The organism is Natronomonas halophila, from assembly GCF_013391085.1.
Taxonomy (GTDB): Archaea; Halobacteriota; Halobacteria; order Halobacteriales; family Haloarculaceae; genus Natronomonas; species Natronomonas halophila.
The window spans coordinates 76,581-103,035 of the sequence record NZ_CP058334.1 but is presented as its reverse complement, the minus strand read 5'-3'; the positions used below and the strand labels follow the sequence as shown (position 1 = coordinate 103,035).

At 63.5% G+C, this 26,455-nt stretch carries 22 protein-coding genes; 14 read left to right on the top strand and 8 right to left on the bottom strand.

The features are described 5' to 3' along the window. Window positions 1-52 precede the first annotated feature (52 nt). Window positions 53-1,732 (bottom strand): acyl-CoA carboxylase subunit beta, encoded by a 1,680-nt coding sequence (locus HWV23_RS00440; RefSeq protein ID WP_178288434.1) that lies wholly within the window; start codon window positions 1,730-1,732, stop codon window positions 53-55. A 291-nt stretch (window positions 1,733-2,023) separates the two neighbouring features. Here HWV23_RS00440 and HWV23_RS00435 point away from each other — a divergent pair, with 291 nt between their 5' ends. From HWV23_RS00435 to HWV23_RS00425, 3 genes are all read left to right on the top strand, one after another. Then, window positions 2,024-2,905: a beta-keto acid cleavage family enzyme gene (locus HWV23_RS00435; RefSeq protein ID WP_178288433.1), complete on the top strand. Its 882-nt coding sequence runs from the start codon at window positions 2,024-2,026 to the stop codon at window positions 2,903-2,905. Then, the gene (locus tag HWV23_RS00430) at window positions 2,905-3,717 is read left to right on the top strand and encodes an SDR family oxidoreductase (RefSeq protein WP_178288431.1); all 813 of its coding nucleotides are present in this window, start codon (window positions 2,905-2,907) and stop codon (window positions 3,715-3,717) included. Before HWV23_RS00435 ends, HWV23_RS00430 begins: the two co-directional genes overlap by 1 nt. Before the next feature lie 220 nt (window positions 3,718-3,937). Then, window positions 3,938-5,950, top strand: a complete 2,013-nt coding sequence (locus HWV23_RS00425) for an AMP-binding protein (protein WP_178288429.1) — start codon at window positions 3,938-3,940, stop codon at window positions 5,948-5,950. 31 nt (window positions 5,951-5,981) lie between these two features. On the opposite strand, the gene HWV23_RS00420 is transcribed toward HWV23_RS00425, so the two are convergent. Together HWV23_RS00420 and HWV23_RS00415 are read right to left on the bottom strand one after the other, a co-directional pair. Further along, the gene (locus HWV23_RS00420; protein ID WP_178288427.1) at window positions 5,982-7,205 is read right to left on the bottom strand and encodes an acyl-CoA dehydrogenase family protein; all 1,224 of its coding nucleotides are present in this window, start codon (window positions 7,203-7,205) and stop codon (window positions 5,982-5,984) included. 117 nt (window positions 7,206-7,322) lie between these two features. Further along, entirely contained in the window at window positions 7,323-8,390 is a 1,068-nt protein-coding gene (locus HWV23_RS00415) for a 2,3-butanediol dehydrogenase (RefSeq protein ID WP_178288425.1), read from the bottom strand. Window positions 8,391-8,547: 157 nt separating this feature from the next. On the opposite strand from HWV23_RS00415, the gene HWV23_RS00410 reads away from it, so the two are divergent. Next, window positions 8,548-9,564 carry a thiamine pyrophosphate-dependent dehydrogenase E1 component subunit alpha gene (locus HWV23_RS00410; RefSeq protein ID WP_178288423.1) on the top strand — a complete coding sequence of 339 codons (1,017 nt, stop codon included), beginning with the start codon at window positions 8,548-8,550 and terminating at the stop codon, window positions 9,562-9,564. Then, window positions 9,561-10,529, top strand: coding sequence for an alpha-ketoacid dehydrogenase subunit beta (locus tag HWV23_RS00405; protein ID WP_178288421.1), 969 nt, complete (start codon window positions 9,561-9,563; stop codon window positions 10,527-10,529). The genes HWV23_RS00410 and HWV23_RS00405 overlap by 4 nt, the downstream gene beginning before the upstream one ends. 12 nt (window positions 10,530-10,541) lie before the next feature. Here HWV23_RS00405 and HWV23_RS00400 read toward each other — a convergent pair whose 3' ends face one another. Both HWV23_RS00400 and HWV23_RS00395 read right to left on the bottom strand, forming a co-directional pair. Next, window positions 10,542-11,855, bottom strand: a complete 1,314-nt coding sequence (locus tag HWV23_RS00400) for a dihydrolipoamide acetyltransferase family protein (protein WP_178288419.1) — start codon at window positions 11,853-11,855, stop codon at window positions 10,542-10,544. Window positions 11,856-11,955: 100 nt separating this feature from the next. After that, window positions 11,956-13,638, bottom strand: a complete 1,683-nt coding sequence (locus HWV23_RS00395; protein ID WP_178288417.1) for an acetate--CoA ligase — start codon at window positions 13,636-13,638, stop codon at window positions 11,956-11,958. An 88-nt stretch (window positions 13,639-13,726) separates the two neighbouring features. On the opposite strand from HWV23_RS00395, the gene HWV23_RS00390 reads away from it, so the two are divergent. Further along, window positions 13,727-14,467: an SDR family NAD(P)-dependent oxidoreductase gene (locus HWV23_RS00390; protein WP_178288415.1), complete on the top strand. Its 741-nt coding sequence runs from the start codon at window positions 13,727-13,729 to the stop codon at window positions 14,465-14,467. Window positions 14,468-14,572: 105 nt separating this feature from the next. After that, entirely contained in the window at window positions 14,573-16,411 is a 1,839-nt protein-coding gene (locus HWV23_RS00385; RefSeq protein WP_178288413.1) for an acetyl-CoA carboxylase biotin carboxylase subunit, read from the top strand. A gap of 27 nt (window positions 16,412-16,438) precedes the next feature. On the opposite strand, the gene HWV23_RS00380 is transcribed toward HWV23_RS00385, so the two are convergent. Then, window positions 16,439-17,569 (bottom strand): acyl-CoA dehydrogenase family protein, encoded by a 1,131-nt coding sequence (locus HWV23_RS00380; RefSeq protein ID WP_178288411.1) that lies wholly within the window; start codon window positions 17,567-17,569, stop codon window positions 16,439-16,441. A 122-nt stretch (window positions 17,570-17,691) separates the two neighbouring features. Between HWV23_RS00380 and HWV23_RS00375 the strand changes: the two genes are divergently transcribed. The 7 genes from HWV23_RS00375 to HWV23_RS00345 all read left to right on the top strand — a co-directional run bounded on the left by HWV23_RS00375 (window position 17,692) and on the right by HWV23_RS00345 (window position 24,818). Next, window positions 17,692-19,284 (top strand): class I adenylate-forming enzyme family protein, encoded by a 1,593-nt coding sequence (locus HWV23_RS00375; protein ID WP_178288409.1) that lies wholly within the window; start codon window positions 17,692-17,694, stop codon window positions 19,282-19,284. Window positions 19,285-19,374: 90 nt separating this feature from the next. Continuing rightward, on the top strand, window positions 19,375-20,634 hold the full coding sequence (locus tag HWV23_RS00370; protein ID WP_178291582.1) for an ABC transporter substrate-binding protein: 1,260 nt from the start codon (window positions 19,375-19,377) through the stop codon (window positions 20,632-20,634). Between the two features lie 15 nt (window positions 20,635-20,649). Beyond that, window positions 20,650-21,549 carry a branched-chain amino acid ABC transporter permease gene (locus HWV23_RS00365; protein WP_178288407.1) on the top strand — a complete coding sequence of 300 codons (900 nt, stop codon included), beginning with the start codon at window positions 20,650-20,652 and terminating at the stop codon, window positions 21,547-21,549. Continuing rightward, entirely contained in the window at window positions 21,546-22,547 is a 1,002-nt protein-coding gene (locus HWV23_RS00360) for a branched-chain amino acid ABC transporter permease (protein WP_178288405.1), read from the top strand. The genes HWV23_RS00365 and HWV23_RS00360 overlap by 4 nt, the downstream gene beginning before the upstream one ends. Then, window positions 22,540-23,262 carry an ABC transporter ATP-binding protein gene (locus HWV23_RS00355; RefSeq protein ID WP_178288403.1) on the top strand — a complete coding sequence of 241 codons (723 nt, stop codon included), beginning with the start codon at window positions 22,540-22,542 and terminating at the stop codon, window positions 23,260-23,262. The genes HWV23_RS00360 and HWV23_RS00355 overlap by 8 nt, the downstream gene beginning before the upstream one ends. Beyond that, window positions 23,255-23,956, top strand: coding sequence for an ABC transporter ATP-binding protein (locus tag HWV23_RS00350; protein WP_178288401.1), 702 nt, complete (start codon window positions 23,255-23,257; stop codon window positions 23,954-23,956). The genes HWV23_RS00355 and HWV23_RS00350 overlap by 8 nt, the downstream gene beginning before the upstream one ends. Before the next feature lies 1 nt (window position 23,957). Beyond that, window positions 23,958-24,818, top strand: coding sequence for an SDR family NAD(P)-dependent oxidoreductase (locus HWV23_RS00345; RefSeq protein WP_178288399.1), 861 nt, complete (start codon window positions 23,958-23,960; stop codon window positions 24,816-24,818). Window positions 24,819-24,821: 3 nt separating this feature from the next. On the opposite strand, the gene HWV23_RS00340 is transcribed toward HWV23_RS00345, so the two are convergent. Together HWV23_RS00340 and HWV23_RS00335 are read right to left on the bottom strand one after the other, a co-directional pair. Next, window positions 24,822-25,256 carry a VOC family protein gene (locus HWV23_RS00340; RefSeq protein ID WP_178288397.1) on the bottom strand — a complete coding sequence of 145 codons (435 nt, stop codon included), beginning with the start codon at window positions 25,254-25,256 and terminating at the stop codon, window positions 24,822-24,824. Between the two features lie 56 nt (window positions 25,257-25,312). Then, window positions 25,313-26,380, bottom strand: a complete 1,068-nt coding sequence (locus HWV23_RS00335) for a phosphotransferase family protein (protein WP_178288395.1) — start codon at window positions 26,378-26,380, stop codon at window positions 25,313-25,315. Window positions 26,381-26,455: the final 75 nt, after the last annotated feature.

The window sequence follows — 26,455 nt, the reverse complement described above, 5'->3', positions numbered from 1 at the left end:
ATACGCTTCGCCCACCGTCGCCGATACCTCACGAGGAAAGCCGCCGTGTCGTTCAGAAGAGGACCGTCCCGTGTTTACGGTCGTACTCCGTGCGCTGCTTGTTATCCAGCGCGTTCAGTCGGCCGACGAGTTGCTCCCGGAGGTCGCCGGCGGGAACGAGTTCGTCGACCTGCATGTTCGAGGCCTGCTTGCGGATGTCCTTGCGGTATTGCTGTTTTTTCTCCTCGATGAACGCCTCCCGTTCGGCGGGGTCGTCGATTTCATCGATCTGTCTGGCGAATACGGCACGAACGGCGGCGTCGGGGCCCATGACCGCGAGTTCGGCGGAGGGGAGTGCGAGGGTGGCGTCCGGTTCGAAGGCGGGGCCGGCCATCGCGTAGATGCCGGCGCCGTAGGCCTTGCGAGTGATGACACAGAACTTCGGCACCTGCGCGTTCGAGGTGGCGTAGATGAACTTCCGGCCTTTCTGGAGGACGCCGTCCTTTTCGACCTGTGAACCGATCATAAAGCCCGGCGTGTCACAGAGGTAGACCAGCGGGATGCCGAAGGCGTCGCACTTCCAGATGAATCCGGCGGCCTTGTTGGCCGAATCCGGGAAGATAGCTCCGGAGACGTGGTCCGGTTGGTTCGCAACGACACCGACGGGGCTGCCGTCGATTCGCCCGAATCCGGTGACGATTTCCGGCGCGAAATCGGGCTTCAGTTCGAGCCACGACCCGTCGTCGACGACCCGGTTGATGACCTGATTGACGTCGTAGGCCTCGTTCGGCTGGTCGGGGATGACGCTATCGAGGCTCTTGGGGTTGAGCGACGGCGGTTTCGACGGCCTCGTCGGCAGCGAGTCGCTGTGGTCGTCGGGGAGATAACTCAGGAGTTGTCGCGCCTTCTCGGCGGCGGTCTCCTCGTCGGGAACCACGAGGTCGGCGCTCCCGGAGTGTTTCGCGTGGACCTCCGGGCCGCCGAGTGCCTGCATGTCGGTCTGCTCGCCAGTCATCTCCTCGACGATTCGGGGCGACGCGATAGCCATCCCGGAGGTCCCCTCGACCATGATCAGGAAATCACAGAAGACGGGCGTGTACGCCGACCCGGCGATGTTCGGCCCATAGAGAATGCCGATTTGTGGGACCTGTCCCGAGTGGATACACTGATTGAAGAAGGACTTCCCGCCGGTGTAGCGGTCGGCGTGGGACTCGGTTTCGTCGCGTTCGCCCGGCGTGAGTCGGGCGCCCGTCGAGTCGATGAGCCGGATGATGGGCGAACGCGCGTCGACGGCGCGCTCGCTCAGCCGAACCTGCTTTTCGATGCCCTGATTCCCGATTGAGCCTGCCTTTACGGTATAGTCGTTCGCCGAGAAGTAGACGTCCCGGCCATCGATTTCGGCGACGCCGGTTATCAGGCCGTCGGCCGGCGTCCAGTCGTCGTTATCGAGGCCCGCGAACGTACCGTTCTCGAAGGTCACGTCGTCGAAGACGAGGTCCATCCGTTCCCGAACGAAGAGTTTGCCCAACTCTTCGATTTTCTCGTGGCCCCGCTCGGGACCGCCGGACATGATTTCCTCGATTTCATCGCGAATCGCCTCCTCCCGTTCGGTGATGACCGCCTCGTCGAAGGACTCGGTCGGCGACGATTCGTCGCCTTTCAATTCTATCGGCTCCCCGAAATGTTGGGAGATGGCCGTGACTATCGCTCGCGCAGTCCGCTCGTCGAAATCGCCGTCAATATCTATTTTCATTGTTTTGACTGATTGGTCGCTAAACCGGCCGATGATTCCCGCCGATTTCGTCTGGTACTTCAGATTCTCCGGATGGTAATAATTGTACTGGTCAGGGGGATTATCCACCGGGCATCGTGGTGAGAACAGGTTCGTCCACCCTCACCGTGTACCGTCGGTGGGACCGACGAAGCACATAAGTAGTCCGGCCATAATCGTAGCATGACGTGTGAGATCAAGCATCAGGAGCGTCCACCCTCCCTTCCGCCGAGAGGGTGGTCCCGACTCGTGATGTGATGAATCCACCCAACCATGACAATCGAAAACCAAGCATCCACGAAAGGAAACGACCCGGATAAGGCGATTATCTCGGCCGCGCTAACCGGTGCGCTGACGACGCGGGACCAGTGTGAAGCGATTCCGTATACGCCCGAGGAGATCGCCGAGGACGCCGCTGCCGCCCGCGAGAACGGCGCCGCAATCGCCCACATCCACGCACGGACCGACGACGGCGAGCAGACCTTCGACACCGACACCTATCAGGAAATCTACGACGAGGTCCGCGACCGAACGGACATCCTGATCAACTTCTCGACCGGCGCGATGGACGCGACCGTCGAGGAACGGCTGGAGTACCTGCGGGAGGTCCAGCCGGACATCGCGGCCCTCAACATGGGGTCGATGAACTACGCGAAATACAGCGAATCCCGCGAGGATTTCGTGTTCAACATGGTCTTCGAGAACTCCTTCGACGACATTCAGACGTTCGTACAGACGATGAACGAGGCCGGCATCAAGCCTGAGTTGGAGTGTTTCGACACGGGGCATATCGGGAACACGCGCCCGCTCTTGAAATCGGGCGACCTCGACCACCCGCTTCAGTTCAGCCTCATCATGGGCGTCCTCGGCGGGATTCCGGCCACCATCGATAACCTCGCCAATCAGGTCCGGGAACTCCCGGAGAACGCCAACTGGCAGGTCATCGGCATCTCCGAGGACCAATGGCCGCTGGCGTCGGCCGCCCTCTCGATGGGTGGCAACGTCCGCGTCGGCCTCGAAGACAACTTCTACCTGCCGAACGGCGAAATGTCGACCAACCCCGAACTCGTCGGCAAGGCCGCCGAGATGACGCGCAACGTCGGCCGCGAACCCGCGACGCCTGACGAGGCCCGCGAAATTCTGGGGATGGTATAATGGCGGGGCTTGGAGACACGCCGGCGAGTACCGAGATATTTACCGACGACCTTCTGGGGGGGGAAGTCGCGCTCATCACCGGTGGCGGCACCGGCATCGGCGAGCAAATCGCGCTCGCGTTCGCCGACCACGGCGCCGACGTCGCCATCGCCAGTCGTGACATGGACCACCTCGAACCGGTCGCCGAGAAAATCGAGGAGAAAGGCCAGAACGCCTGTGCGACGACCGTTGACGTCCGCGAGTACGAATCAGTCGAACGGATGGTCGAGACGACCGTCGACGAACTCGGGAGCATCGACATCCTCGTCAACAACGCGGGTGCGAACTTCGTGACGCCCACCGAGGAACTCACTCCCAATGGGTGGCGCGCGGTCGTCGGGACGATTCTCGACGGCACCGCCTACTGTACGTTCGCGGCCGCCGAACACATGCGCGAGCAGGGCGGCGGCGTCATCCTGGCGATGGGCGCGACCAACTCCGAGCGCGGCGCGCCGTTCCACGCCCACTCCGGGGCGGGTAAGGCCGGTATCCACAACCTCATGCAGACGATTGCCGCCGAATGGGCCGAGGACGGTATCCGAGCCAACACTGTCGCGCCCGGCGTCATCGAGACGGAGGGAATCAAGGGCGCGACCGGCGGGTCCCTGCCCGACGAACTCCTCGAAGATATCCCCTCCGGGCGCTTCGGGACGGCAGCGGACTGCGTTCCGACCGTGGTGTTCCTCGCGAGTCCCGCCGCGGCCTACGTCACCGGCGGCTACTTCACCGTCGACGGCGGCCAGTTGACCGCACCGCTCCCGTTCGATTTCTAACCGCTCGCCCGATTCGGTGGCCTCGACGTTGGGTCGAACCACCGAAACCATTATGTCTTTTATACGGTATGCCGACCTACGCCGCCAGCAGTATTCGAGCGGACCGCTCAGCAGCTACTGACGACGCGTGTCAAGGAATATCCGGATGGCCTCAATCCGGAGGGAGTTCGGTGACAGTAAAGATTATCACCTGAACCCATTTTCATCGAAGTGGGACACTATGTCAGACAGCGTCACGGAGATAGTCCACGAGCCGAGCCGTGAGTTCGTCGAGTCGACGAACGTCTGGGAGTTCATGCAGGCCTACGACATCGACGACTACGAGGAGTTAATCGAGCGGACGACGACCGACGTCGATGGCGTCGAGGCCTCCGGCGTCGACTGGTTCTGGGACGACCTCGTCGACTACCTCGACATCGAGTTCTACGAGGACTACGACCGGGTCAGGGACGACACCGACGGCCCCCAGTTTTCCGACTGGTATCCGGGTGGCAAACTCAACGCCGCTCACAACGTCCTCGACCGTCACGCCGCCCGGGACTCGGAGACCCGCAACAAGGTCGCCTGCATCTGGGAGGGCGAGGACGGCGAGGTTCGGGAAGTCACCTACCACGAGTTACACCGACAGGCCAATCAGGTCGCCAACGCCCTCGAAGCCCGCGGCGTAGGGACCGGCGATACCGTCGGCCTCTACATGCCGATGGTGCCGGAAGTTACGGCCATCCTCTATGGGTGTTTCAAGGTCGGCGCTATCGCCGTGCCGATCTTCTCCGGGTTCGGGGTCGACGCGACTGCTACTCGCATCGAGGACCCCGCGGTGGACGTCCTCTTTACCGGCGACGGCTTCCTTCGTCGGGGCGACCCCGTGACGCTCAAATCGTCCGCAGACGAGGCCATCGCACAAGCCGACACGGACGTTGAATCGGTGATCGTCTTCGACCGGCTCGGCGCCAGCGCTGCCGACTCCGACCTCTCGGTGCCCATGACCGACGGCCGCGACGAGTGGTGGGCCGATACCGTCGCCGAGGCCGACGACGACTACGAGACCAAGTCCCTCCCGAGCGACCAGGAGTCGATGCTCCTCTACTCGTCGGGAACGACGGGGAAGCCGAAGGGTATCGTCCACACCCACGCTGGCGCGCTCATGCAGGCGGCCAAGGAGGTGTATTTCGGCTTCGACCTCAAGCCGTCGGACCGTTTCTTTTGGGTGTCGGACATCGGCTGGATGATGGGGCCGTGGACGCTCATCGGCAATCACGCCTTTGGCGGCACTATCGTCATGTACGAGGGGGCACCCGACTACCCGCAACCGGACCGGTTTTGGGAGATGATCGACCGCCACGACGTCACGCAGTTCGGTATCTCGCCGACCGCCATCCGGGCGCTCCGCAAGCAGGGCGACGAGTGGGTCGAGGGCCACGACCTCTCGTCGCTTCGACTGCTCGGGTCGACGGGCGAACCGTGGGACCCCGAATCCTGGATGTGGTTCTACGAAAACGTCGGCGGGGGCGACACGCCTATTATCAACATCTCCGGCGGCACCGAAATCATGGGCTGTTTCCTGATGCCGATGCCCATCCAGTCGCTGAAGCCGTGTACGCTCGGCGGCCCCGGCCTCGGGATGGACATCGACATCGTCGATGCGACCGGCGCATCCATCAAGGAGGACAACGAGCGTGGCTATCTGGTCGCCCGCGACTCCTGTCCGTCGATGACCAAATCGCTGTGGAGCGGTGACGAGCGCTATCTCGACGAATACTGGGCGCGGTTCGAGGACCCGCCGATGTGGGACCACGGCGACTGGGCCCAGAAGGACGAGGACGGTTTCTGGTTCCTGCACGGCCGTGCGGACGACGCCCTGAACGTCGCCGGCCGGAAGGTCGGCCCCGCGGAAGTCGAGGGCGCGGCGATGGAACACGACGGCGTCAATCAGGCCGCCGCAGTGGGGGCGCCCGACGACACGACCGGGACCGCAGTGGTGTTGTACGTCATCGTCGAGGAAGGTATCGAGGAGACGACCGCGTTCCGCGAGGAGGTCCGCGAGATGGTCGGCGAGGAACTCGGCAAACCGTTCCGGCCTCGCGAGGTGCTCTTCGTCGACGAGTTCCCAAAAACGCAGTCGGGCAAAATCATCCGCCGTGCGGTCGAGGCAATCTACACCGGCGAGGAACTGGGCGATATGAGCAGCATCGAGAACCCCGAGGCGCTCGCGGCGCTCGAAGACCCGCGGTAGGAACGAAAACGAGAACGACGGTGCGGCCCGGTCAGAACTCCGGTAGGTTCGCGAGGTCGGCGTCGGCGACGTGTTCGTCCTCGAAGGCCTCGCGGGCAATCGACCGGAGGTGGACCTCGTCGGCGCCGTCGCCGATGCGGAAGAAGCGAAGTCCCTCGTAGAAATCGACGAGCGGGAGGTCCCGGGAGAGGCCGGCGCCGCCACAACACTGGATGGCGAGGTCGACGGCCTCCTGGACCATCCGTGCGGCTTTGACCTTACACATCGCAACGGGGATGCGGGCCTGATGGCCCTCGCTTATGCGCCGTGCGGCATCACGGGTTGTCGTCCGAGTGGTATGCAACGCGAGTTCCTGCTCGGCGATTTTGTGCCGAAGGGACTGCTTGTCGGCCAGCGAAGACCCGAAGGCGTCCCGATGCTGCATATACGCCCGAGCGATGGCGAGCGCGCGGTCGGCCATCCCACAGAAGCGCATACAGTGAGTCAGCCGCGCCGGCCCGAGTCGGCGCTGAGCAATCTGGAACCCTTCGTTTTCCGCGCCGAGGATGTTCTCCTCGGGGACGCGAACGCCGTCGTATCGCACCTCCGCGTGGCTTACCTCCAGCATCGAACTGTCCATCGAGGGCACGTCGCGGACGAGTTCGAGCCCGTCTGCCTCGGCGGGGACGAGGAATATCGAACAGCCCTCGTAGGGGTGAGCATCCTGATCGGTGCGGGCCATCACGAGGAACACGTCGGCCTCGTAGCCGTTCGATGTCCACCACTTGTGGCCGTCGATGACCCACTCGTCGCCGTCCTTCTCGGCGGTCGTCTTGATCATCTTCGGGTCCGACCCGCCGCCGGGTGCCGGTTCGGTCATCGAGAAGGCGGACTTCGCCTCGCCTTCGATTAGTGGCGGTAACCACCGCTCCTTCTGGGCCTCCGTCCCCGCGAGTTCGATGGTGTGCATGTTGCCCTCGTCGGGCGCATCGACCCGAAGGGCCGGCGGCCCCAACAGCGACTGGCCGGCCTCCTCGAAGACGGCCAGCGAATCCCGGAACGATTCGCCCATCCCACCGTACTCCTCCGGCATCTGGGGGCAGTAGACGCCGTAGTCCTTGGCGGCCTCACGGAGCGATTCCAGTTCGGAATCCGATATCGCCTCACCGGGGCCGAGGTCTCGCTCGAACGGCAGGATTACCTCATCCATCAGGTCCCGTGTCTTCCGAGCGAGTTCGTTCGCCCGGTCGGACTCGGGATAGTCGACTAGGTGCATTGACGTGCGGATGTAAGCACGTACCACGTTAAATAATGACGGGTCAGGTCCGAGGGGTCAGTGCTCGGAGTACACCGTAGCAGCGGTGAGGTAGGAAAACGAGGAACGACGTAGGGCTCAGGGCGAAACGAGTATCTTCACCTGTTCGTCGGGGTCGGTGAGCGCGTCGAAACCGTCTTTAACCACGTCGTCGAGGCCGATGCGTTTCGTGACGAGCGGTTCGGGGTCCAGTCGCCCGTCGGCGATTGCCTCCAAGACGGCCGCGAACTCGTAGTCGGCGGCCCGTGGTCCGGTCCGGTAGGCGATAGAGCCGACGATGGACCGTTCGGCCATCATCAGGTAGTTCGGCTGAATCGTCGCTTCCTCCTCGAAGACGCTGACCAACAGTACCTCGCCGCCGCGAACGGTGGTCCGGAGTGCGGCTTCGAGGGCGGGTTCGACGCCCGCCGCTTCGTAGGCCACGTCGGCACCGCCGTCCGTTTCGCTCGATACCAGCCGCACGGGGTCGTCTTCGGTCGGGTCTATCGCTTCCATCCCGAGTTCGTCAGCGACGGCCCGGCGTCCGTCCTGCGGTTCGCTCACGTAGACACGCCGCGCCCCTGCGAGCCGACTGGTCTGGGCGATACCGAGTCCGATTGGCCCCGCACCGAAGACGACACAGTCGTCGCCGGACTGGAGGCTCGACCGACGGACGGCGTGCAGCGCGACGGCATAGGGTTCGGCGAGCGCGGCGTAATCGAGGCCGACGTCGTCGGGAACGGGGACGACCTGTGTGGCAGGGACGACGGCTCGTTCGGCGAGTCCACCACCCCATCCGGCGAGCCCGATACTCCCGCCAGCAACGCAGCGATGGTAATCGCCCTCCTGACAGAACCGACAGTCGCCACACCAGATGGCCGGGTTGACGGTGACGCGGTCACCGACCGCGACGTCGTCGACGGCCTCACCCACCTCTCGGACCGTCCCGCTGAACTCGTGGCCCAGCGTCAGCGGCAGCGTCTCGTCGGTGAGCGGATGGGGATTTTCGTCCGGGATGGCGATAGGGCCGGCGGCGTACTCGTGGACGTCCGACCCACAGATACCGCAGTAGGCGACTTCGATTTCCACGTCGTCCGGGCCGACCGGTCGGGGGTCGACGTCCTCGACTCGCACGTCTCGTTGGCCGTGGTAGACTGCTGCACGCATACACGGCTGTTTCGGGTGCCACCTCAAATAAGTGCGCCCCGAGAACACACCTCGTGGCTGGTGGGGCCGTCGTTGCCAGTCGCGATGGTAGTCTGGAGGTGTTGGGTGACACCGAGGCACACATTTATAATCGGTCGAAGGGGACACAGTACTGTTCATGGTTAGCGAGTCGAACCCAGACGTAGACGACCTGCCGAGAGAGACGGCCGACGTGCTCCTCGACGAGATGATGCGGATTCGCGCCTTCGACGACGCGGCGCTCGAACAGTTCAGGGAAGGCGACGTTCCGGGATTCCTCCATCTCTGTCACGGCCACGAGGCGTCCCACGCCGGGATGGGCGTCGCGATGGCACCGGACGACTGGCTCGCCGTCGGCGGGTCACGACTCCACGGCCAGTACCTCGTCAAGGGCGTCCCGATGCCGGAGGCGATGGCCGAGATATACGGGAAGGAAACCGGACCGAACCGGGGCAAAGGCGGGTCGATGCATCTGGCCGATTACGACCGGCACCTCTACGGTCACGCTGCCACCATCGGGTCCGGACAGAACCCGGCGGCGGGCATCGCCCTCGCACAGCAGATGCGGGAGACGGGCAACGTCGTCGTCTCGACGATTGGCGACGGTGGCACCTCACGGGGCTCGTTCCACACGGCGCTCGTGTTCGCAGCCACGTGGGACCTCCCTGTCGTCTACGTCATCGAGAACAACGAGTTCGCCATCTCCTACGACGCCGAGAACCTCCCGATAGAGCAGCTATCTGACTACGGGGAGCCACTCGATATGCCCACGGAATCGGTCGATGGGTCGGACCCGGTCGCCGTCCACGAGGCGGTTTCGGCGGCCGTCGACCGGGCGCGTTCCGGCGGCGGGCCGACGGTAATCGAGAGCCGCGTGACCCGGATGCGCGGCCACTTCGAGGGGGACAAACAGCAGTACCGAACCGAGACGGACGCCGACGCCAGCGAGGCCGACCCGCTAACGTCGTTCCGTGACCGACTGATAGAAGCCGGCCACATCACCGCCGCCGAATACGACGATAGATACGCCGAGTTCGAGGCTAAGGCGAGAGAGGCGGTCGAGTTCGCACAGGAAAGCGATTTCCCGGACTCCGAGGTGGCATACGATGACATCTACGAGGAGCCACTCTACGGACAGGAGGGGGGCGACCGATGACGGAGAAATCCATCACCGAGGCCCTCCGCGAGGCGCTCGACGAGGAACTGCAGCGGGACGAACGGGTCTACGTCGTCGGCGAGGACGTGGGCGACTTCGGCGGGAACTTCGGCGAGACGCAAGGGCTTCAGGAGAAGTACGGCGACAAGCGAGTCCGTGATACGCCGCTGTCGGAAATCGGCATCACCGGTCACGCTCTCGGCGCGGCGGTCGGTGGGATGCGTCCCGTGGCCGAACTGCAGTTCGCGGACTTCGCTGCGACTGCCGGCGACGAGATGGTCAATCAGATTCCCAAGATGGGCTACATCAGTGGCGGCCAGTTCACCCTCCCGATGACCGTCCTCGCCCCCTCGGGAGCGGGCATCCGCTCGGGCGCCCAACACTCACAGAGCGTCCACGCGTGGATGGGCAACCAACCGGGCTTCGTCGTCGTCACCGCAAGCACTCCCTACGACGCCAAGGGACTGCTCAAAAGCGCCATTCGGGACGACAATCCCGTCTTTTTCCTCCCGCACAAGAACCTCATGGGCAAGAAAGGCGAGGTGCCAGACGAGGAGTACACCCTCCCGCTCGGCGAGGCGGCCGTCGAACGGACCGGCGAGGACGTTACCGTCGTCGCGACCCAACAGATGTTCCATCGGGCGATGGAGGCGGCCGAGCAACTCGCCGGGGACATCGACGTCGAAGTCGTCAATCCCCGGACGTTCGCGCCGCTGGATACGGAGACGATTCGCGAGAGCGTCCGCAAAACCGGCCGACTGGTCGCCGTCGACGAGACGCCGCTCCGCTACGGGACGCAGGGATACATCGTAAGCGAAGTCGTCTCGAACGACTTCTTCAGTTTCGACGCCCCGCCGCAGACGGTCGGCGTCGAGGACACGCCGATTCCGTTCAGCCCGCCGCTGGAGGACGAGGTAATCCCGGACACCGAAGAAATACTGGCAGCGATTCGGCGGACGTTCTGAGGGACGGCGGAGTTACGTGCCCGCCAACTCCGTCAGTAGCTGGTAGGGGTGCCGAAGGTATTCGTCGAGGCGTTCGAGGAACCGCCCGGAGTCGGCGCCGTCGAGGACCCGGTGGTCTATCGTGAGGCTGAACGTAATCGCCCGCTCGAATTCCACCTCGCCGTCACGCTCGAAGGCGACCGGCTTGCGCCGGCCGATGGCGAGGATGGCGACCTGCGGGGGGTTGATGATGGAATACGAAACGTCGATGCCCAGCGACCCGACGTTCGTCACCGTGAACGTCCCGCCGCTGAGGTCCTCGGGCGTGTGTTCGTCGTTGCGAACGCGCTCGACCTTGGTTCGCCGTTCCGTACCGATTTCTACGACGTCTTTCGCCTGAAGGTCTTCGAGGACCGGAACGATGAGCCCGTTCGGCGTATCGACCGCGTAGCCGACGTTCACCTCCGACAGCAGCTCGTGGGCCTCGTCCCGGTACCACGCGTTGAACGCCGGCATGTCCTCCAGCGTTCTGGCGACCGCCAACAGGATGAGGTCGTTCAGCGACACGTCGTGCTTGCCGGTCTCGTTCAGACGCTCCCGCAACTGCTCGGCCTGCTCGATGGAGATTTCGCGGGTCCCCATCACGTGTGGCTTCTCGCGAGCGCTCTTCGACAATCGTTCGGCTATCGTCCGCCGTGTCCTGCTCAGTTCGCGTCGTTCGGTGACCGTCGGGCCGGTTTCGTCGTCCTCGGTCGACTCGGCTTCCGTGGCTCCTTCCGGTTCCGCTTCGTCGTCACTTTCGTCGTCGGCCTCGGCCCCGTCATCGGCCGTTGGTCCGTCAGCCCCCGCTTGTGCCTCCTGATAGGCGATGACGTCGTCCTCGGTGATGGCTCCCTGCGGCCCGGTCCCTTCGACAGCGCCGAGGGTGACGCCTTCCTCTTCGGCGTATTTCTTGGCTCTAGGTGTGGCTTTGACGTCTTCGGACGGCGTGTCGCCTCCCGAGGAGTCGTCGTCGGTTGTGGTTTCCTCGGTCGCGGCATCCTCGTCTCCGTCGGATGCGGCCGACGGTTCGCCGTCGGCGACCTCGTCGTAGCTCGGTGGTTGGTCGTCGGGGTCGCCGATGACGGCGATGGGACGGCCGGGTTCTATCGGGATGACGTCGCCCTCGTCGAGGTACGTTTCGAGGAGGACGCCGCTCGCAGTCGCCGTCACCTCGGCGGAGGCCTTGTCGGACTCGAAGGTCGCGAGGAGATCGCCTTCGTCGACCGACTCCCCGATTTCGACCTCCCACGCGAGGAGTTCGCCCTCGTCGCTGATGCCGAGTTTGGGGAGGGTAACTACCTCCATGTCATACCCTCCATCGCGGACACGGGTTCGTCGTCCGGACGCCACGCGGTGCCGCGGTTCGCGACCGTTTCTCGCTCGTCGGGGCGAGCGATAGGCCGGCTCATTGGTCGTCCTCCAGTTCACTCCGCTTGACCTTTCCCGTCGTGGTCTTGGGAAGCGCCTCCTGGACGACGATATCACGGGGGTATTCGTAGCGTGCGAGCTGTGATTTGACGTACTCCTGCAGTTCGGCCAGCAGTTCGTCCGTCTCCTCGTAGTCGGCGGCCAGTTCGATGAACCCCTTCGGTACCTCCCCGCGTTCCTCGTCGGGGACGCCGACGACGCCCGCCTGAGATACGGCCGGATGCCCGGCGAGGGTTTCCTCGATTTCCTCGGGGCTGATGCGGTAGCCCGCCGAGATGATGACGTCGTCCTTCCGGCTCTCGAACTCGTAGTAGCCGTCCTCGTCGACACGGCCGAGGTCGCCCGTGAGGAGCCAGCCGTTCCGAACTTTGGCGTCGGTTTTCTCCGGCTTGTTCCAGTATTCGAGGAAGCAGACTGGGTCGTCGGCGTACCTGACGCCGATTTCGCCGACCTCGCCCGTCGGAACCGTCGGTTCGGCGGTCTCGGGGTCGAGGATGGCTATCTCGTGGCCCGGACCCGGACGCCCCAGTTTGCCGACCTTGTAGTCCATCAGCGCGGTACAGTTGGCGATGAGCATGTTCGCCTCCGTCTGGCCGTACCCCTCGTGGACCGCGACGTCGTCGCCGAACGTCTCGAAGGCCCACTCGAAGGTGTCCCGGTCCAGTGCCTCGCCCCCGGAGGCGATGACCCGCAGGGACGAGACATCGTACCGTTCGGGGTCGTCGACGCCCTTCATCATCCGGAGTGCGGTCGGTGGGACGAACGTCACGGTCACGTCGTATCGGTCGATGAGGTCGAAGGCGGCCTCCGGGTCGAACCCGTCGGCTTCGTAGGCCAAGGTGGGCTTGCCGTAGAACCACGCCGGAAACACGATGTCGAAGGCGGCGATCCACGACCACTCGGAAGGCAGCCAGAAGACGTCGTCCTCGGACATGGCGACGTTACAGAAGTCCGAGAGGAACAGCGGCAGGTGACCGAGGAAGAACCGGTGAGCGTGCAGGACGCCCTTCGGCGCGCCGGTCGTCCCCGAGGTGTAGATGATGATTGCCGGGTCCTCGGCCTTCGTGTCGGCCGTCTCGAAGGCCGTCGGTTGGTTCGCGATGGCGGCCGCCAAGTCCGCTTCGTCGCTCTCGGGGTCGGTGTCGACGGTCAGTACCGTCCGCAGCGAGTCGACGTCCGAGCGGACCTCCCGGAGGGTATCGACGTTCACGTCGTCGACGATGCAGGCGACGGCGCCGGCGTCGTCGAGCCGGTATGACAGGGCCTCCGGGCCGAACTTCACGCTCAGCGGGACGGAAACCGCGCCGAGTTTCCAGCAGGCGAGGTGTGCGACGGCGGTTGCCGGCTTCTGTGGCAGATTCACGCCGATGCGGTCGCCCCGCTCGACGCCCTGCGAGCGGAGGTAGTTCGCCAACTGGTTCGCCTCGTCGCGCAGTTGGCCGAAGGTGTACTCGTCGGTCTCGCCCGCTTCGTTCTCGTAGTAAATCGCCGTCCGGTCTTCGTCGTCGGCCCAGCGGTCACAGACGTACGTCGCGATGTTGAACCGTTCCGGGATCTCCCATTCGAAGGCCTCGTAGAGGGCCTCGTAGCTCTCCCAGTCCTCCTCGTGGAAGTAATACGCGTCCAGACGCTCACCGCTACTCGTGGCACTCTCTCCCATACGAATACCCTGCCGGGAGCCACCAGTTATACTTTCCGCCGATTCGGCCGGGCCGTAGTTATTTAGGAGTGCCACGCCGAGCCATACCATGCGCGGACTCGAAGACAAGACAGTGGTGCTGACCGGCGGCGCATCGGGCATCGGTGCGGCGACGGCGAAACGCTTCGCTGAAGAGGGCTCTACGGTCGTCGTTACGGACGTCGACACCGACGGCGGTCAGGCGGTGGCCGACGAAATCGAGGATACCGGCGGGACGGCGGAGTTCCGCGAGTTGGACGTTCGGTCCTACGAGGCCGTCGAGTCGGTCCTGAACGCGGTCGGCGAGACGTACGATGGCATCGACGTCCTGTTCAACAACGCGGGCATCGGCGAGCGGCGGTCTCTGGAAGAGACGGACGAAGCCCACCGCGACAAACTCGTCGACGTCAACCTCAACGGCGTCTGGAACGGGTGTCGAGCGGTGCTGCCGATAATGCGTGCCTCCGGCGGTGGCGCCATCGTCAACACGTCGTCGCTGGCCGGGTGGCTTCCCGCCTCGTTTACGACGTACGCGATGACCAAAGCCGCCGTCCTGCATTTCACCAAGAGCATCGCTCAGGAGTTCGGTGAGTACGATATACGCGTGACGGCGGTCTGTCCCGGCGCCATCGAGACGCCGATGCTGGAGGAATGGTACAGCGAAAAGCAAGCCGAGGGGATGCGCCGTCGGAGCGCGGTCTCGCGGCTCGGCGACCCCGAGGAAGTGGCCGCTGGCGTCGCGTTTCTCGCGAGCGATGACGCCTCGTTCATCACCGGCCGTGCACTGAAAATCGACGGCGGGTTCCTGTGATTTCCGACGTAGAAGACGGCTGAAACCGCGTTTTCGGTATTCCGCTCGGACCGTCAGTTCTCGGTGGGTAATTTATTTGGGAGATGGGCGCAGTTGTACGAGTGAATGTTCGATAAGGTACTCGTAGCGAACCGTGGAGAGATTGCAGTGCGGGTAATACGAGCCTGTAAGGATCTGGGAATCGGGACAGTCGCGGTGTACTCGGAGGCCGACAAACACGGCGGCCACGTCCGCTTTGCCGACGAAGCCTACAACGTCGGCCCCGCCCGTGCGGCCGACTCGTATCTCGACCACGAGGCGATTATCGAGACCGCCAAACAGGCCGGCGCTGACGCCATCCACCCCGGCTACGGCTTCCTCGCGGAGAACGCCGAGTTCGCCGGGAAGGTCGAATCGACCGACGGCGTGGTCTGGGTCGGCCCCTCCAGCGACGCGATGGAGCAACTCGGCGAGAAGACCAAAGCCCGCGCCGTGATGAGCGACGCCGACGTTCCCATCGTCCCGGGGACCGACCCAATCGAGGAACCGGACGCAGTCCGGACCTTCGCCGAGGAACACGGCTATCCCATCGCCATCAAGGCCGAAGGCGGCGGTGGCGGCCGCGGGATGAAAATCGTCCGCGAGGAAAGCGAAATCGAGGAACAACTGGAAAGCGCCAAACGCGAGGGCGAAGCCTACTTCGACAACGATTCGGTCTATCTGGAGCGGTATATCGAGAACCCCCGACACATCGAGGTTCAGGTCATCGCCGACGAACACGGCAACGTCCGCCACCTCGGCGAGCGTGACTGCTCGCTGCAACGCCGCCACCAGAAGGTCATCGAGGAAGGCCCCTCATCCGCTCTTTCCGAGGGACTGCGCGAAGAGATTCTGGAGGCGGCTCGCCGGGGTGTCGACGCCGCCGGCTATTACAACGCCGGGACCGTCGAGTTCCTCGTCGAGGAAGACCCCGACCGCGCCCCCGGCGAACGACTGGACGACGACACGGATTTCTACTTCCTCGAAGTCAACACCCGCATTCAGGTCGAACATACCGTCACCGAGGAGATAACGGGCATCGATATCGTCAAATGGCAATTGAGAGTGGCGGCCGGCGACGAAATCGGCTTCGCCCAATCCGACGTCGCGTTCGACGGCCACGCGATGGAGTTCCGCATCAACGCCGAAAACGCCGCCGAGGACTTCGCGCCCGCAACGGGTGGCACACTCGAAACCTACGACCCGCCGGGCGGTATCGGCGTCCGAATGGACGACGCCCTCCGACAGGGCGATGACCTCGTTACCGACTACGACTCGATGGTCGCGAAACTCATCGTCCACGGGTCCGACCGCGAGGAGTGTCTCGCCCGCTCGCGGCGTGCCCTCGCCGAGTACGACATCGAGGGCATCCCGACCATCATCCCCTTCCACCGGCTGATGTTGACCGACGGGCCGTTCGTCGACGGGACACACCACACCAAGTACCTCGACGAGGACCTCGATACTGAGCGAATCGAGGAGGCCCAAGCAAAGTGGGGCACCGACGGTGAGGCGGCAGCAAGCGGCGGCGACGGGACGACGACCCAGGAGTTGACCATCGAGGTCGACGGCAAGCGCTTCGACGTGAAACTCGAAAATCCCGGCCTGCCGACGAACGGTGCCGGCCAGCAGGCGGCCGGTGGCGGCGGTGCCGGCGGCGGGACGACGAGCGCTTCGGGCGGGTCGGGCGGCGACCAGGCCGCCACGCTGGAGGGCCAACAGGTAACCGCCGAGATGCAGGGAACCATCCTCGAAGTCAACGTCGAGGAAGGCGACGAGGTGGCGTCCGGCGACGTAATCTGTGTGTTAGAAGCGATGAAAATGGAAAACGATGTCGTGGCTCCCTCCGGCGGGACGGTGACACACGTCGCCGTCTCGTCGGGCGACAGCGTCGATATGGGTGATACGCTTCTTGCGCTGGAGTGAATCCTGAATCGCGGACTGCTGTCGTCGCTAGTCTTCGAGGAGTTCGTCGGCGATGATGTTTCGCTGAATCTCGCTGGTGCCTTCGCCGACCTGATAGATTTTGGTGTGGCGGAACTGTCGTTCGACCGGGTAATCCCGCGTGTAGCCGTTGCCACCGTGGAGTTGGACGGCGTCGCTGGCGACCTCTTCGGCGATTTCGCTGGCGTAGAGTTTCGCCATGCTGGCGAGTTTCGTCGGGTCCTCGCCGGCATCGATTTTGGCGGCGGCGTCGTAGGTGAGTCGGCGGGCCGCTTCGACTTTCACGGCCATATCCGCGACCTTGTGGCGGACGGCCTGGAACTTGCCGATTTCCTGGCCGAACTGCTCGCGTTCGCGCACGTACTTCAGGGAGTGTTCGAGACACCCCTGTGCGATGCCGAGCGACTGGGCGGCGATGCCGACCCGCTCCTGTTCGAAGAAATCCATGAGCTGGTAGAAGCCGTGGTTCTCCTGACCGATGAGGTTCTCCTCGGGAACGCGGACGTTATCGAACCGGAGTTGAGCCGTCTCGCTCGCGTTCCAGCCCATCTTGTGAATCTCGGATTCGACCTCGAAGCCGTCGCGGTCGGTTTCGACGATGAACGCCGAGATGCCGCCGTGGCCGTCGCCGCCGGTCCGTGCCGTCGTCACGGCGTAATCGGCGATGGTGCCGTGAGTAATGAACGTCTTGACGCCGTCGATGACGTATTCGTCGCCGTCCTTCTCGGCGGTGGTCTCGATACTGGCGGCGTCGCTGCCGTGTGCCGGTTCGGTGTTGGCGAGGGCACCGATAAGCTCCCCCGAGCAGATGCCACGGAGGATGCGGTCCTTCTGTTCTTCGGTGCCGTATTCGGCTATCATACGCGAGCCGAATGAGGTGCCGAGGGCGGCACACATCCCGGCGTCGACGCGGGCGAGTTCCTCGCTCACGAGGGCGCTCTCGACCATCTCCATGCCGGGGCCGCCGTAGGCCTCGGGGATTTCGACGCCGACGAGGTCGGCCTCTACGGCCGCCTCCCACACCTCGCGGGGCCACTCCTCGGTTTCTTCGGCTTCACGGGCGACCGGTTCGACTTCGCTTTCGGCGAACTCCCGTGCAGTCTTCCGGACTGCACGCTGTTGCTGGGTTAACTCGAACATTGTAGGTATTCCAATTCACTCTACGTCGGTCCATTCACCGGATAAAGCTTATCTCAACTATCCGAACGGTCGGCTGTACGTTCGGGCATACTCTTATTATTCCCTGTTTGTAATCGGCTACCATGTCTCTGGAAGCCAGTGAAACGGCTATCGATGTCGAGCGTGCCAACGAAATCGGACGCATCGCTGCGGGTGATATCGCCCGTCGGGCCGGCAACCGGTCGCCGGAAAAGCCGGGGTTCATCGTCCCCGAGAAGGACGAGCAGGTCACGTTCTTGGAGTTCGACCGCCGGGCCAACCGCGCCGCGAACGCGTTGCTCGAAGCCGGCTACGAGAAGGGATCCCGAATCGCCGTCGTCGCCGGCAACTCCCTGCAGTTCCTCGAAGCCTACTTCGGCGCGCTCAAGGCCGGCATCGTCCCGGTGTTCATCAACCCTGAAATCACGGCCGACGACATCGCCTACGAGTTCGACCATTCGGAGGCCGACGCGCTCCTGGTCGACGACGTCTTCTACGAGAAGACGGCACCGCTTCTCGAAGGCCGTGAGATGGAGACGGTCGCGGCCTTCGAGTGGGGTGGTGACGACGTCCCCGCCCAGTCGTTCCGCGCGTTCACGGCGGGCCACGACGACTCGGAGCAGGGCGTCGAAATCGAGGACTCGGACCTGGCACAGATCATGTACACGAGCGGGACGACGTCGATGCCCAAAGGCGTCCTCCACAGTCACAAGACGATTCATACCGGTTCGCTCAACGTGGTCGCGAACGCCGACCTGACGCGTCACGACGTGATGGGGAGCGTGATGCCGCTTTTCCACTGTGCCCAACTCACGATGGTCAAAGGGGCCATGCACGTCTCGGCGACCACGGTCATTCGTCGGGATTTCGACCCGGACCAGTTCTTGGGCGACGTCGAGGAGCGGGACCTCTCGTGGTCGTTCCTGTTGCCCGTCATGTACGAAGGCCTACTGGCCCGTGACGACATCGAGGAGCGGGACCTCTCGACGCTTCGGTTCTGTCTGTACGCGATGACGCCGATGGGCAACGAAACGCTGAAACAGTGCATCGAGACGTTCGACGCGGACTTCGCGCTCGGGAGCGGCCAGACCGAGGCCTACCCGCCGACGGTCATCTACCAACCCGAGTGGCAACTCGAAAAGGAGGGCAACTACTGGGGCACCGGTAACGCCAACACCGACGTCGCCATCATGGACGAGGAGGGCAACCTCCTCCCGCAGGGGGAGGTCGGCGAAATCGTCTACCGGGGCCCGAACGTCATGGAAGGGTATCTCAAGAACCAGTCCGAGACCGAACGGGCCTTCGAGTACGGCTGGTTCCATTCGGGCGATATGGGCTACTTCGACGAGGACCACCTCCTGAAGTTCGTCGACCGCAAGAAGGACATGATAAAGAGCGGCGGCGAGAACGTCTCGACCCAGAAGGTCGAATCAGTACTCCTGGACCACCCGGACGTCGCCGAGGTGGCAATCGTCGGCTTGCCCCACGACAGATGGGGCGAGGCCGTGACGGCCTTCGTCGTGCCCCGTTCGGAATCCGAGGCCAGCGAAGAGGCCGTCCTCGAATACAGCAGCGAGAACCTCGCCGGGTTCGAGACCCCCAAATCAATCGAGTTCGTGGAGGAACTCCCGAAGACCACGACCGGAAAGATTCAGAAGTTCGAGTTGTCCGAAGAAAAACGGGATTACTACCAGTAGCGGAAACAGGCCGATTCACCCGGTTTACGTGTAGCTTCGTTTATAGAAACCACCGAAGGGTATAAGTTTCCATGTTATGTGTTCCCTATCATGCCTGAGAGGCACCAGACTAGCCACGTTGATCGGCGTACGTTCCTGAAAGGTTCCGTCGGTGCAGTCGGCCTCGCTTCGGCGGCCGGCTGTCTCGGTGACGGCGGTGGCGAAAGCGGCCCACTAACGTTCGGATACACGGCGTCGCTCTCGGGATCGAGCGCGGTACTCGGCCAACAGTACCACACCGGGTTCCAGATCTGGCGGGACCACGTCAACGACAACGGCGGTATCCTCGACCGGGACGTCGAACTCACCCATTACGACGACGAAAGCAGCCCCGACCGAGCGCGGGAGTTGGCGAACCGACTCGCCTCACAGGACGGCGTCGACTTCCTGTTCGGCCCCTACGGGAGTCCGACGAACTACTCGGCGTCGGTCGTCTCACAGCAACAGCAGATTCCGATGGTGAGCGGGGCGTCGTCCGATCCCGCGATTTTCGACCGGGACCTCGAATACTACTACTCGACGCTCAGCAAGACGAACGAGTACGGGAAATCGTTCCCGAACTTCCTTTCGTCGGTCGACTGGGGCGCACACGACATGGAGGAACCGTCGACGGTGGCGGCGCTCCGGGCCGAGGCCGCCTACACGAGCACGCTGGGTCAGTCGTTCATAGACAACCTCGAAGGGGCAGGCTTCGAAATCGCCTACGAAGAGGAGTACCCGCTTGACCTGCAGGACTTCTCGAACATCATCAGCGGCATTCGGAGCGCCGACCCCGACATCCTCTGTCTGTCCGGGTTCCCCGCCGACGAGGCGCGGTTCGCCGAACAGGCCCAGCAGGCGGATCTGAACGTCGACATCCACTATCAGAACTACAGTTCCCAGACGGTCATCGTCGACACGCTCGGCGAGCAGGTCGATTACATGTTCAACGGCGCGTGGTGGGACCGCCGCTACGACTACAACCGGGTCGACACGTACGTCGAGATGTGGAACGAGCGGCAGGACGCGATGGCGGAGATGCCGCTTTCCTACGCCACCGCCGCGGGCATGGTGTACGAAAACGCCCTCGAAGAGGCGGGCTCGACGAACGCCGACGACGTGAATCAGGCCATCGCGGAGACCGACATAGAGACGACGCTCGGCCGCACCCAGTTCCACGAGACCGGTTGGAACCTCCACCAGTACAAGAACGAGGCGGTCCGGCAATGGCAGGACCAGGAGATGACGCTGCTGTACCCCGAAAACTTCGCGACGGGTGACGTCTGGCTACCGACGCCGGAGTGGGGTGACCGGAACAGTTCGCCTCAATAAAAAATGGGCCTCACAATGCAAGCGATGTTGGCCGGTATCGATGCCTCAGCAGCCGTACAGATAATCACCGGTGGCCTGATTTTGGGCGCCCTCTGGGCGCTCGTCGCACTGGGATTGAACATCATTTTCGGCGTGATGCGCGTCATCAACATGGCACACGGCGAGTTCATCGTGTTCGGTGCCTTCGGGACGTTGCTCCTCAACGAGACGTTCGGCATCCATCCCGCGATCGGAATCATACTCCTGCTTCCAGTGTTCTTCCTCGCGGGTGTGTTGATTCAGTATCTCGTCATCAACCGGATACTGGAGTCGGACAACCCCGAACTCATCTCGCTTTTGGCCACGTTCGGGCTGTTCCTGTTCCTGAACAACGTCGCGCGGGCCGTCTTCGGCGTCGATCCTCGGAGCCTGCAGACGGCGCCCCTCGACCAGACGTTCACGATTCTCGGTGTCAACATCACCTACGCACAGGTCTACGCGCTCGCGCTTGCCGGCGTCGCGATGCTCGCGCTCTATTACCTGATGACGAGGACGGAGTTCGGGCGAGCGATGCGCGGGACCGTCCAGAACCCCCGATTAGCACAGGCAGCCGGCATCGACCGAAATCGCGTCTACTACGTCGCGTTCGGTCTCTCGGCCGTCCTCGCAGCCATCGCGGGGGCGATGATCGGGATGGTCTACACCGTCTCGATAGATACCGGGTTCGGCTACCTGATCTTCGGCTTCCTCGTCATCGTCTTCGGCGGCATGGGTAGCTTCACCGGAGCGCTGTTCGGTGCCCTCATCCTGGGCATGGTCGGGTCGGTAAGCGGCGCGGTGCTCGGCCCCAGCGCTCGAAACCTGGTTCTGATGGCAATCCTGATCCTTACCATGTTCATCAAACCGACCGGCGTGTTCGGAGGTGCTCGGGTATGAACGTCCTCTCGACGGTTCGCGTCCACGAGTGGGACCGATACGCCTTCGGAATCGCCGCAATCCTCGTACTCGTGCTGGCGGCGCTTCCCTTCGCCATCGAGAACACGTACATCACGGGCCTGATATTCACGACGCTCATGTTCGTCACGCTGGCCAGTAGCTGGAACCTTCTCAGCGGGTACACCGGCTACATCTCGTTCGGCCACGTCGCGTTCTTCGGTATCGGCGGGTACACGTGTGCGATCCTGATCGCCGATTTCGGCATCAACCTGTACCTCGCGATACTGGCCGGCGGACTGTTCGCCACCCTCGTTTCGCTGCCGGTCGCTCTCGCGACGATTCGGCTGAGCGGGGTTTACTTCTCCATTATCATGCTCGCCTTCGCCGAGCTCATGCTGGAGTTGGCGACCAACCTGAACATCACCGGCGGCACCACCGGGAAGGTCCTGCCGGTGGGTAACTTCGAGGTGGTGACCTACCACCTCATGCTGGCGTTGACGGTCGTGACGCTGGCGACCGTCTACGTCGGCGTCCGGTCGTATTTCGGCCTCACGCTGACGGCCATCCACGACGACGAGGAAGCGGCCGAATCCCTCGGTCTCAACACGACGTATTACAAGATCGTCGCCTTCGGCCTGAGCGCGATTTTCCCCGCGATTGCCGGCGGTATCGCGGCGGTCTACTGGCTGTACATCAACCCCTCGACCATGTTCGCCGTCACCACGTCGGGCGACATGATGATTATGAGCGTCATCGGGGGTATGGGAACGGTGCTGGGCCCCATCCTCGGTGCGACGTTGATGACCCCGATTCGCGCACAGACGCAGGCGGCGTATCCGTACTTCCACGGAATCGTGTTCGGATTGCTCTTCATGATACTCGTGTTGACTGTCCCGAACGGCCTCGTGTCGCTGACCGACAAGTCCGAACGAATCGACCGACTCGTCTCCCGGGTCAACGGAACCGACCCGAACGCCAGGGAGGAAACCGATGACTGAACTCCTCAGCTGTAACGGCCTCGTCAAGCAGTTCGGGGGCCTGACCGCGGTCGACGACGTCGATATCTCGCTCGAATCGGGGCTGATTTACAGCCTCATCGGCCCAAACGGCGCCGGCAAGACGACCACGTTCAACATGATCGCCGGTCGACTCCAGCCGACCGAGGGGTCGATCTCGTTCAACGGGCAAGATATCACCGACAAAACTCAACACGAGATCTGCCAGTTGGGCATCGCACGCACGTTCCAGAAGCCCCGCCCGTTCACGAGCCAGTCGGTGCTCGAGAACGTCACGTTCGCACAGCAAGCCGGCGGCGACGGAATCGACCGCGAAGTGGCCTACGAACTACTCGATTTCGTTGGGCTGTCCGGCAAAGCCGAACTGAAAGCCGGCGAGTTGACCGTCGTCGAGCAGAAACGGCTCGATCTGGCCCGGGCGTTGGCCACCGACCCGGAACTGCTCCTCCTCGACGAAATCATGGCCGGGCTGAACCCATCGGAGATGGACGACTTCCTCGACCTGATCCGAGAGATAAACAAGGAGCGGACCGTCTTCGTCATCGAGCACATCATGGATGCAATCATGAGTATATCCGACCGAATCATCGTTCTCCAGAACGGCCGGCGCATCGCCGAGGGGACCCCGGACCAGGTCTCCTCCAACGACGACGTCATCAAGGCGTACCTCGGGGAGGAGTTCCTCGAACATGCTTGAGGTCGAGTCGATTTCCTCGAGTTACGACGACGTACAGGTACTCTGGGATATCTCCCTGACCGTCAACGAGGGGGAACTGGTCACCCTCATCGGGAACAACGGCGCGGGCAAGACGACGACCCTGCGGAACATCATGGGTTGGCTCACGCCGACCAGCGGCGACATCCGGTTTCAGGGCGAGTCGATAGTCGACACGCCGGTCGACGAACGCGCCGAACTGGGGTTGACCATCGCGCCCGAAGACGAGGGCGTCTACCCCGATATGACCGTCCTCGATAACCTCCTGCTCGGTGCCTACGGGGTCGACGACGCGACGAAACAGGAGCGTCTGGACCGGACCTTCGACCTGTTCCCCCGGTTGGAGGACCGTCAGGGTCAGTACGCGAGCACGCTCAGCGGGGGCGAACAGCAGATGCTCAACATCTCGATTGCGTTGATGCAGGACCCCGACCTCATCCTCATCGACGAACCGTCCATCGGGTTGGCGCCGATGCTGGCGACGGAACTGCTCGAAGAAATCGAATCCATCAACGAGCAGGGGACGACGGTCCTGCTCGTCGAGCAGAACGTCAACAAGGCGCTCAACATCGCCGACCGCGCCTACGTCATCGAGAACGGCCGAATCTCCGACGAGGGCGACGCCGACACCATCATGGAAAGCGACGAAATCATGAAAGCCTACATGGGACAGTAAGATGGTCGATTTCGACGAACGAACCGTAATCGTGACCGGCGGTGGCCGCGGTATCGGCCGCGAAGCGTGCCTCCAGTTCGCCGAACGCGGTGCGAACGTCGTGGTCAACGATATCGGCGGCGACCCCTCGGGGACGGGCTCGGACCAGCGGCCGGCCGACGCCGTCGTCGAGGAAATCGAAGCCGCCGATGGGACCGCAGCCGCGGATTACAGCGATGTCGGCACCTGGGATGGCGCGGCAGGGGTCGTCGAGACGGCCCTCGACGAGTTCGGCGAACTCGACGTCGTCTACAATAACGCCGGCATCCTGCGGGAGAACTCCATCGTCAACATGACCGAAGCGGAGTTCGACGAGGTGATTCGTGTCCATCTCAAGGGGACGTTCTCGGTGTTGCACCACGCGGCCGCTTACTGGCGCGAACAGTCGAAGGCGGGCGCCGACCGGCCGCGCGCCGTCGTAAATGCGTCCTCGGATATCGCCGCCGGCGGGTTCGGCCTCGGTAACTACGCCGCAGCGAAGGCCGGAATCCTCGGTCTCACGCGAACGGCAGCAGAAGAACTCGCGAAGTACGACGTCCGTGCCAACGCCATCTGGCCGGTCGCGGACACGCGACTTACCGAGGAGTGGCCGGAGGACCTCCCCGGCCCGGCGAGTAGCGCCGCGATGGTCGTGTTCCTCGCGAGTACCGACTGTGACGTGACCGGACAGACGATTCGCGTCGGTGGCGACCGAATCGACCTGGTGACGCCGGCACCGAAATACGAGTACACGGTCTGTTCGGACGGCGAGTGGTCGCCGGAAGAAATCGGAGCGCGGTTCGCCGACACCGTCGGCCAGCACGTCGACGAACGAATCGAGTGACGGTTATGCCGAGGCCGTCTCGGCGGGATGCGGCGCCTCGTATTCCGCGAGGATGACGAACGCGCCGCCGAAGTGCTTCGGATGGTAGAACGATTCCTTGAAATCGGCCGATTCGTAGCGGCCGACCGGTTCGACGTCTTTTTCTTCCAGATGCGCTTCCGCCTCCGCCAAGTCGGCGACGCGAATCGAGAGCGCGTACAGTCCCGGCCCGTTCCGTTCGAGGAACCGGGCGACCTGCCCGTCCTCGGTTTTCGGCGTGACCAACTCGACGCCGCTGGGGCTGAGCATGTTCGCTACGGGCTGTTCGCCGGATGCGGTCTGGGTCGTCGCATCGAGGAGGTCACCGAAATCGATGCCCAGTAGTTCGGAGAACTGTTCGGCCGTCTCGTCGATGGTCGGGGTCGCTATGATGACGCGGTCGACGCCGTAGACTTCCATACAGGTCCCTATACCCGGACGATTATATAGATTGGTAGTCAGTCACACTCGCTGTCTCATTCGAGCGGTTCCTCGCCGTCGATGATACGCTGGACGCGCGCGGCGAGTTCGGGCACGCCGTCCTCCAGCAGGGGGAACATCGGGTCGGTGGTCTCCCCGTCGAGGTACCGCGCGTAGAACGCCTCCAGCGCCGTCGCGAGTTTGAACCCGGCCAGTGCACGATAGAAGCGGTCGTGACGGTAGGCCCGTCCGCTTTCGTCCTCGTACATCCGGACGAGTTCCTGCTGGCTTGGATACCCCTCCTTCTCGGTAAAGGGCGGGAACAGTTCCGGAATCGAGAGTTCCTCGCTGCCGTGGGTCCAGTTGAACAGCATATAGCCGACGTCGGCGAGGGGGTCGCCGAGCGTGCTCATCTCCCAGTCGAACACGCCGACGATTTCGGGCGGTGTTCCGGGACCGAACATGACGTTGTCGAGTTTGTAGTCGCCGTGAACGAGCGTCGTATCGGCGGGTTCGGGAATCGACTCGTCGAGCCACTCCGCGGCCGCCCGGAGGGCGTCGACCTCCCGTCCGGAGCGGTCGAAGCTCTCTTCCATCTGGTGTGTCCAGAGACCGACCTGCTTCGAGAGATAGGCGTCCGGGTCGCCGTACTCGCCGAGGCCCACCCGCTCGTAGTCCACGTCGTGAATCGTCGCCAGCGTCCTCACTAACTCGGATCCGATACGCTCGCGGTGGGCGGGCGTGCCGAACCGCTCCGGTTCGCCCGTGTCGTTGTGGATGACGGTGCCGTCGAGTCGCTTCATGACGAAGAAGTCGCTGCCGATAACCGAGTGGTCGTCGCAGGCCACGACGGTTTCGGGGACCGGCACCGACGTCTCGGCGAGCGACGATATCACCTCGTGTTCCCGGAGGACGTTGTGGGCCGACTCCGGCGTCTCCCCGGCCGGCGGTCGCCGGAGCGCATAGCCCTGCCCATCCCAGTCGAAGAACAGCACCTCGTTGGAGTGGCCCTCGTCGTGATGTTCGATATCGAGTTCGTCCTTGCTTCCGAGGTGTTCCGAGAGGAACTCGGATAGCGCCCCCTCGTCGACTAATCGATGCAGGTGGTCGTTCTGGTCGCTCATTCTCGTCTGACTTGTGTGGCATTGCTTATATCGTTTCCCGGTGGTCGTCGTTTCAGTATCCGTGTTGTCGCCCCC

Bases quoted from the DNA above. Each gene is read 5' to 3' on its own strand.
- HWV23_RS00380 (WP_178288411.1), bottom strand. From the start codon at position 17,569: ATGTTCGAGTTAACCCAGCAACAGCGTGCAGTCCGGAAGACTGCACGG.
- HWV23_RS00335 (WP_178288395.1), bottom strand. From the start codon at position 26,380: ATGAGCGACCAGAACGACCACCTGCATCGATTAGTCGACGAGGGGGCG.
- HWV23_RS00365 (WP_178288407.1), top strand. From the start codon at position 20,650: ATGCAAGCGATGTTGGCCGGTATCGATGCCTCAGCAGCCGTACAGATA.
- HWV23_RS00350 (WP_178288401.1), top strand. From the start codon at position 23,255: ATGCTTGAGGTCGAGTCGATTTCCTCGAGTTACGACGACGTACAGGTA.
- HWV23_RS00390 (WP_178288415.1), top strand. From the start codon at position 13,727: ATGCGCGGACTCGAAGACAAGACAGTGGTGCTGACCGGCGGCGCATCG.
- HWV23_RS00345 (WP_178288399.1), top strand. From the start codon at position 23,958: ATGGTCGATTTCGACGAACGAACCGTAATCGTGACCGGCGGTGGCCGC.
- HWV23_RS00360 (WP_178288405.1), top strand. From the start codon at position 21,546: ATGAACGTCCTCTCGACGGTTCGCGTCCACGAGTGGGACCGATACGCC.
- HWV23_RS00355 (WP_178288403.1), top strand. From the start codon at position 22,540: ATGACTGAACTCCTCAGCTGTAACGGCCTCGTCAAGCAGTTCGGGGGC.
- HWV23_RS00440 (WP_178288434.1), bottom strand. From the start codon at position 1,732: ATGAAAATAGATATTGACGGCGATTTCGACGAGCGGACTGCGCGAGCG.
- HWV23_RS00370 (WP_178291582.1), top strand. From the start codon at position 19,375: ATGCCTGAGAGGCACCAGACTAGCCACGTTGATCGGCGTACGTTCCTG.
- HWV23_RS00375 (WP_178288409.1), top strand. From the start codon at position 17,692: ATGTCTCTGGAAGCCAGTGAAACGGCTATCGATGTCGAGCGTGCCAAC.
- HWV23_RS00405 (WP_178288421.1), top strand. From the start codon at position 9,561: ATGACGGAGAAATCCATCACCGAGGCCCTCCGCGAGGCGCTCGACGAG.
- HWV23_RS00435 (WP_178288433.1), top strand. From the start codon at position 2,024: ATGACAATCGAAAACCAAGCATCCACGAAAGGAAACGACCCGGATAAG.
- HWV23_RS00415 (WP_178288425.1), bottom strand. From the start codon at position 8,390: ATGCGTGCAGCAGTCTACCACGGCCAACGAGACGTGCGAGTCGAGGAC.
- HWV23_RS00420 (WP_178288427.1), bottom strand. From the start codon at position 7,205: ATGCACCTAGTCGACTATCCCGAGTCCGACCGGGCGAACGAACTCGCT.
- HWV23_RS00395 (WP_178288417.1), bottom strand. From the start codon at position 13,638: ATGGGAGAGAGTGCCACGAGTAGCGGTGAGCGTCTGGACGCGTATTAC.
- HWV23_RS00385 (WP_178288413.1), top strand. From the start codon at position 14,573: ATGTTCGATAAGGTACTCGTAGCGAACCGTGGAGAGATTGCAGTGCGG.
- HWV23_RS00340 (WP_178288397.1), bottom strand. From the start codon at position 25,256: ATGGAAGTCTACGGCGTCGACCGCGTCATCATAGCGACCCCGACCATC.
- HWV23_RS00425 (WP_178288429.1), top strand. From the start codon at position 3,938: ATGTCAGACAGCGTCACGGAGATAGTCCACGAGCCGAGCCGTGAGTTC.
- HWV23_RS00400 (WP_178288419.1), bottom strand. From the start codon at position 11,855: ATGGAGGTAGTTACCCTCCCCAAACTCGGCATCAGCGACGAGGGCGAA.
- HWV23_RS00430 (WP_178288431.1), top strand. From the start codon at position 2,905: ATGGCGGGGCTTGGAGACACGCCGGCGAGTACCGAGATATTTACCGAC.
- HWV23_RS00410 (WP_178288423.1), top strand. From the start codon at position 8,548: ATGGTTAGCGAGTCGAACCCAGACGTAGACGACCTGCCGAGAGAGACG.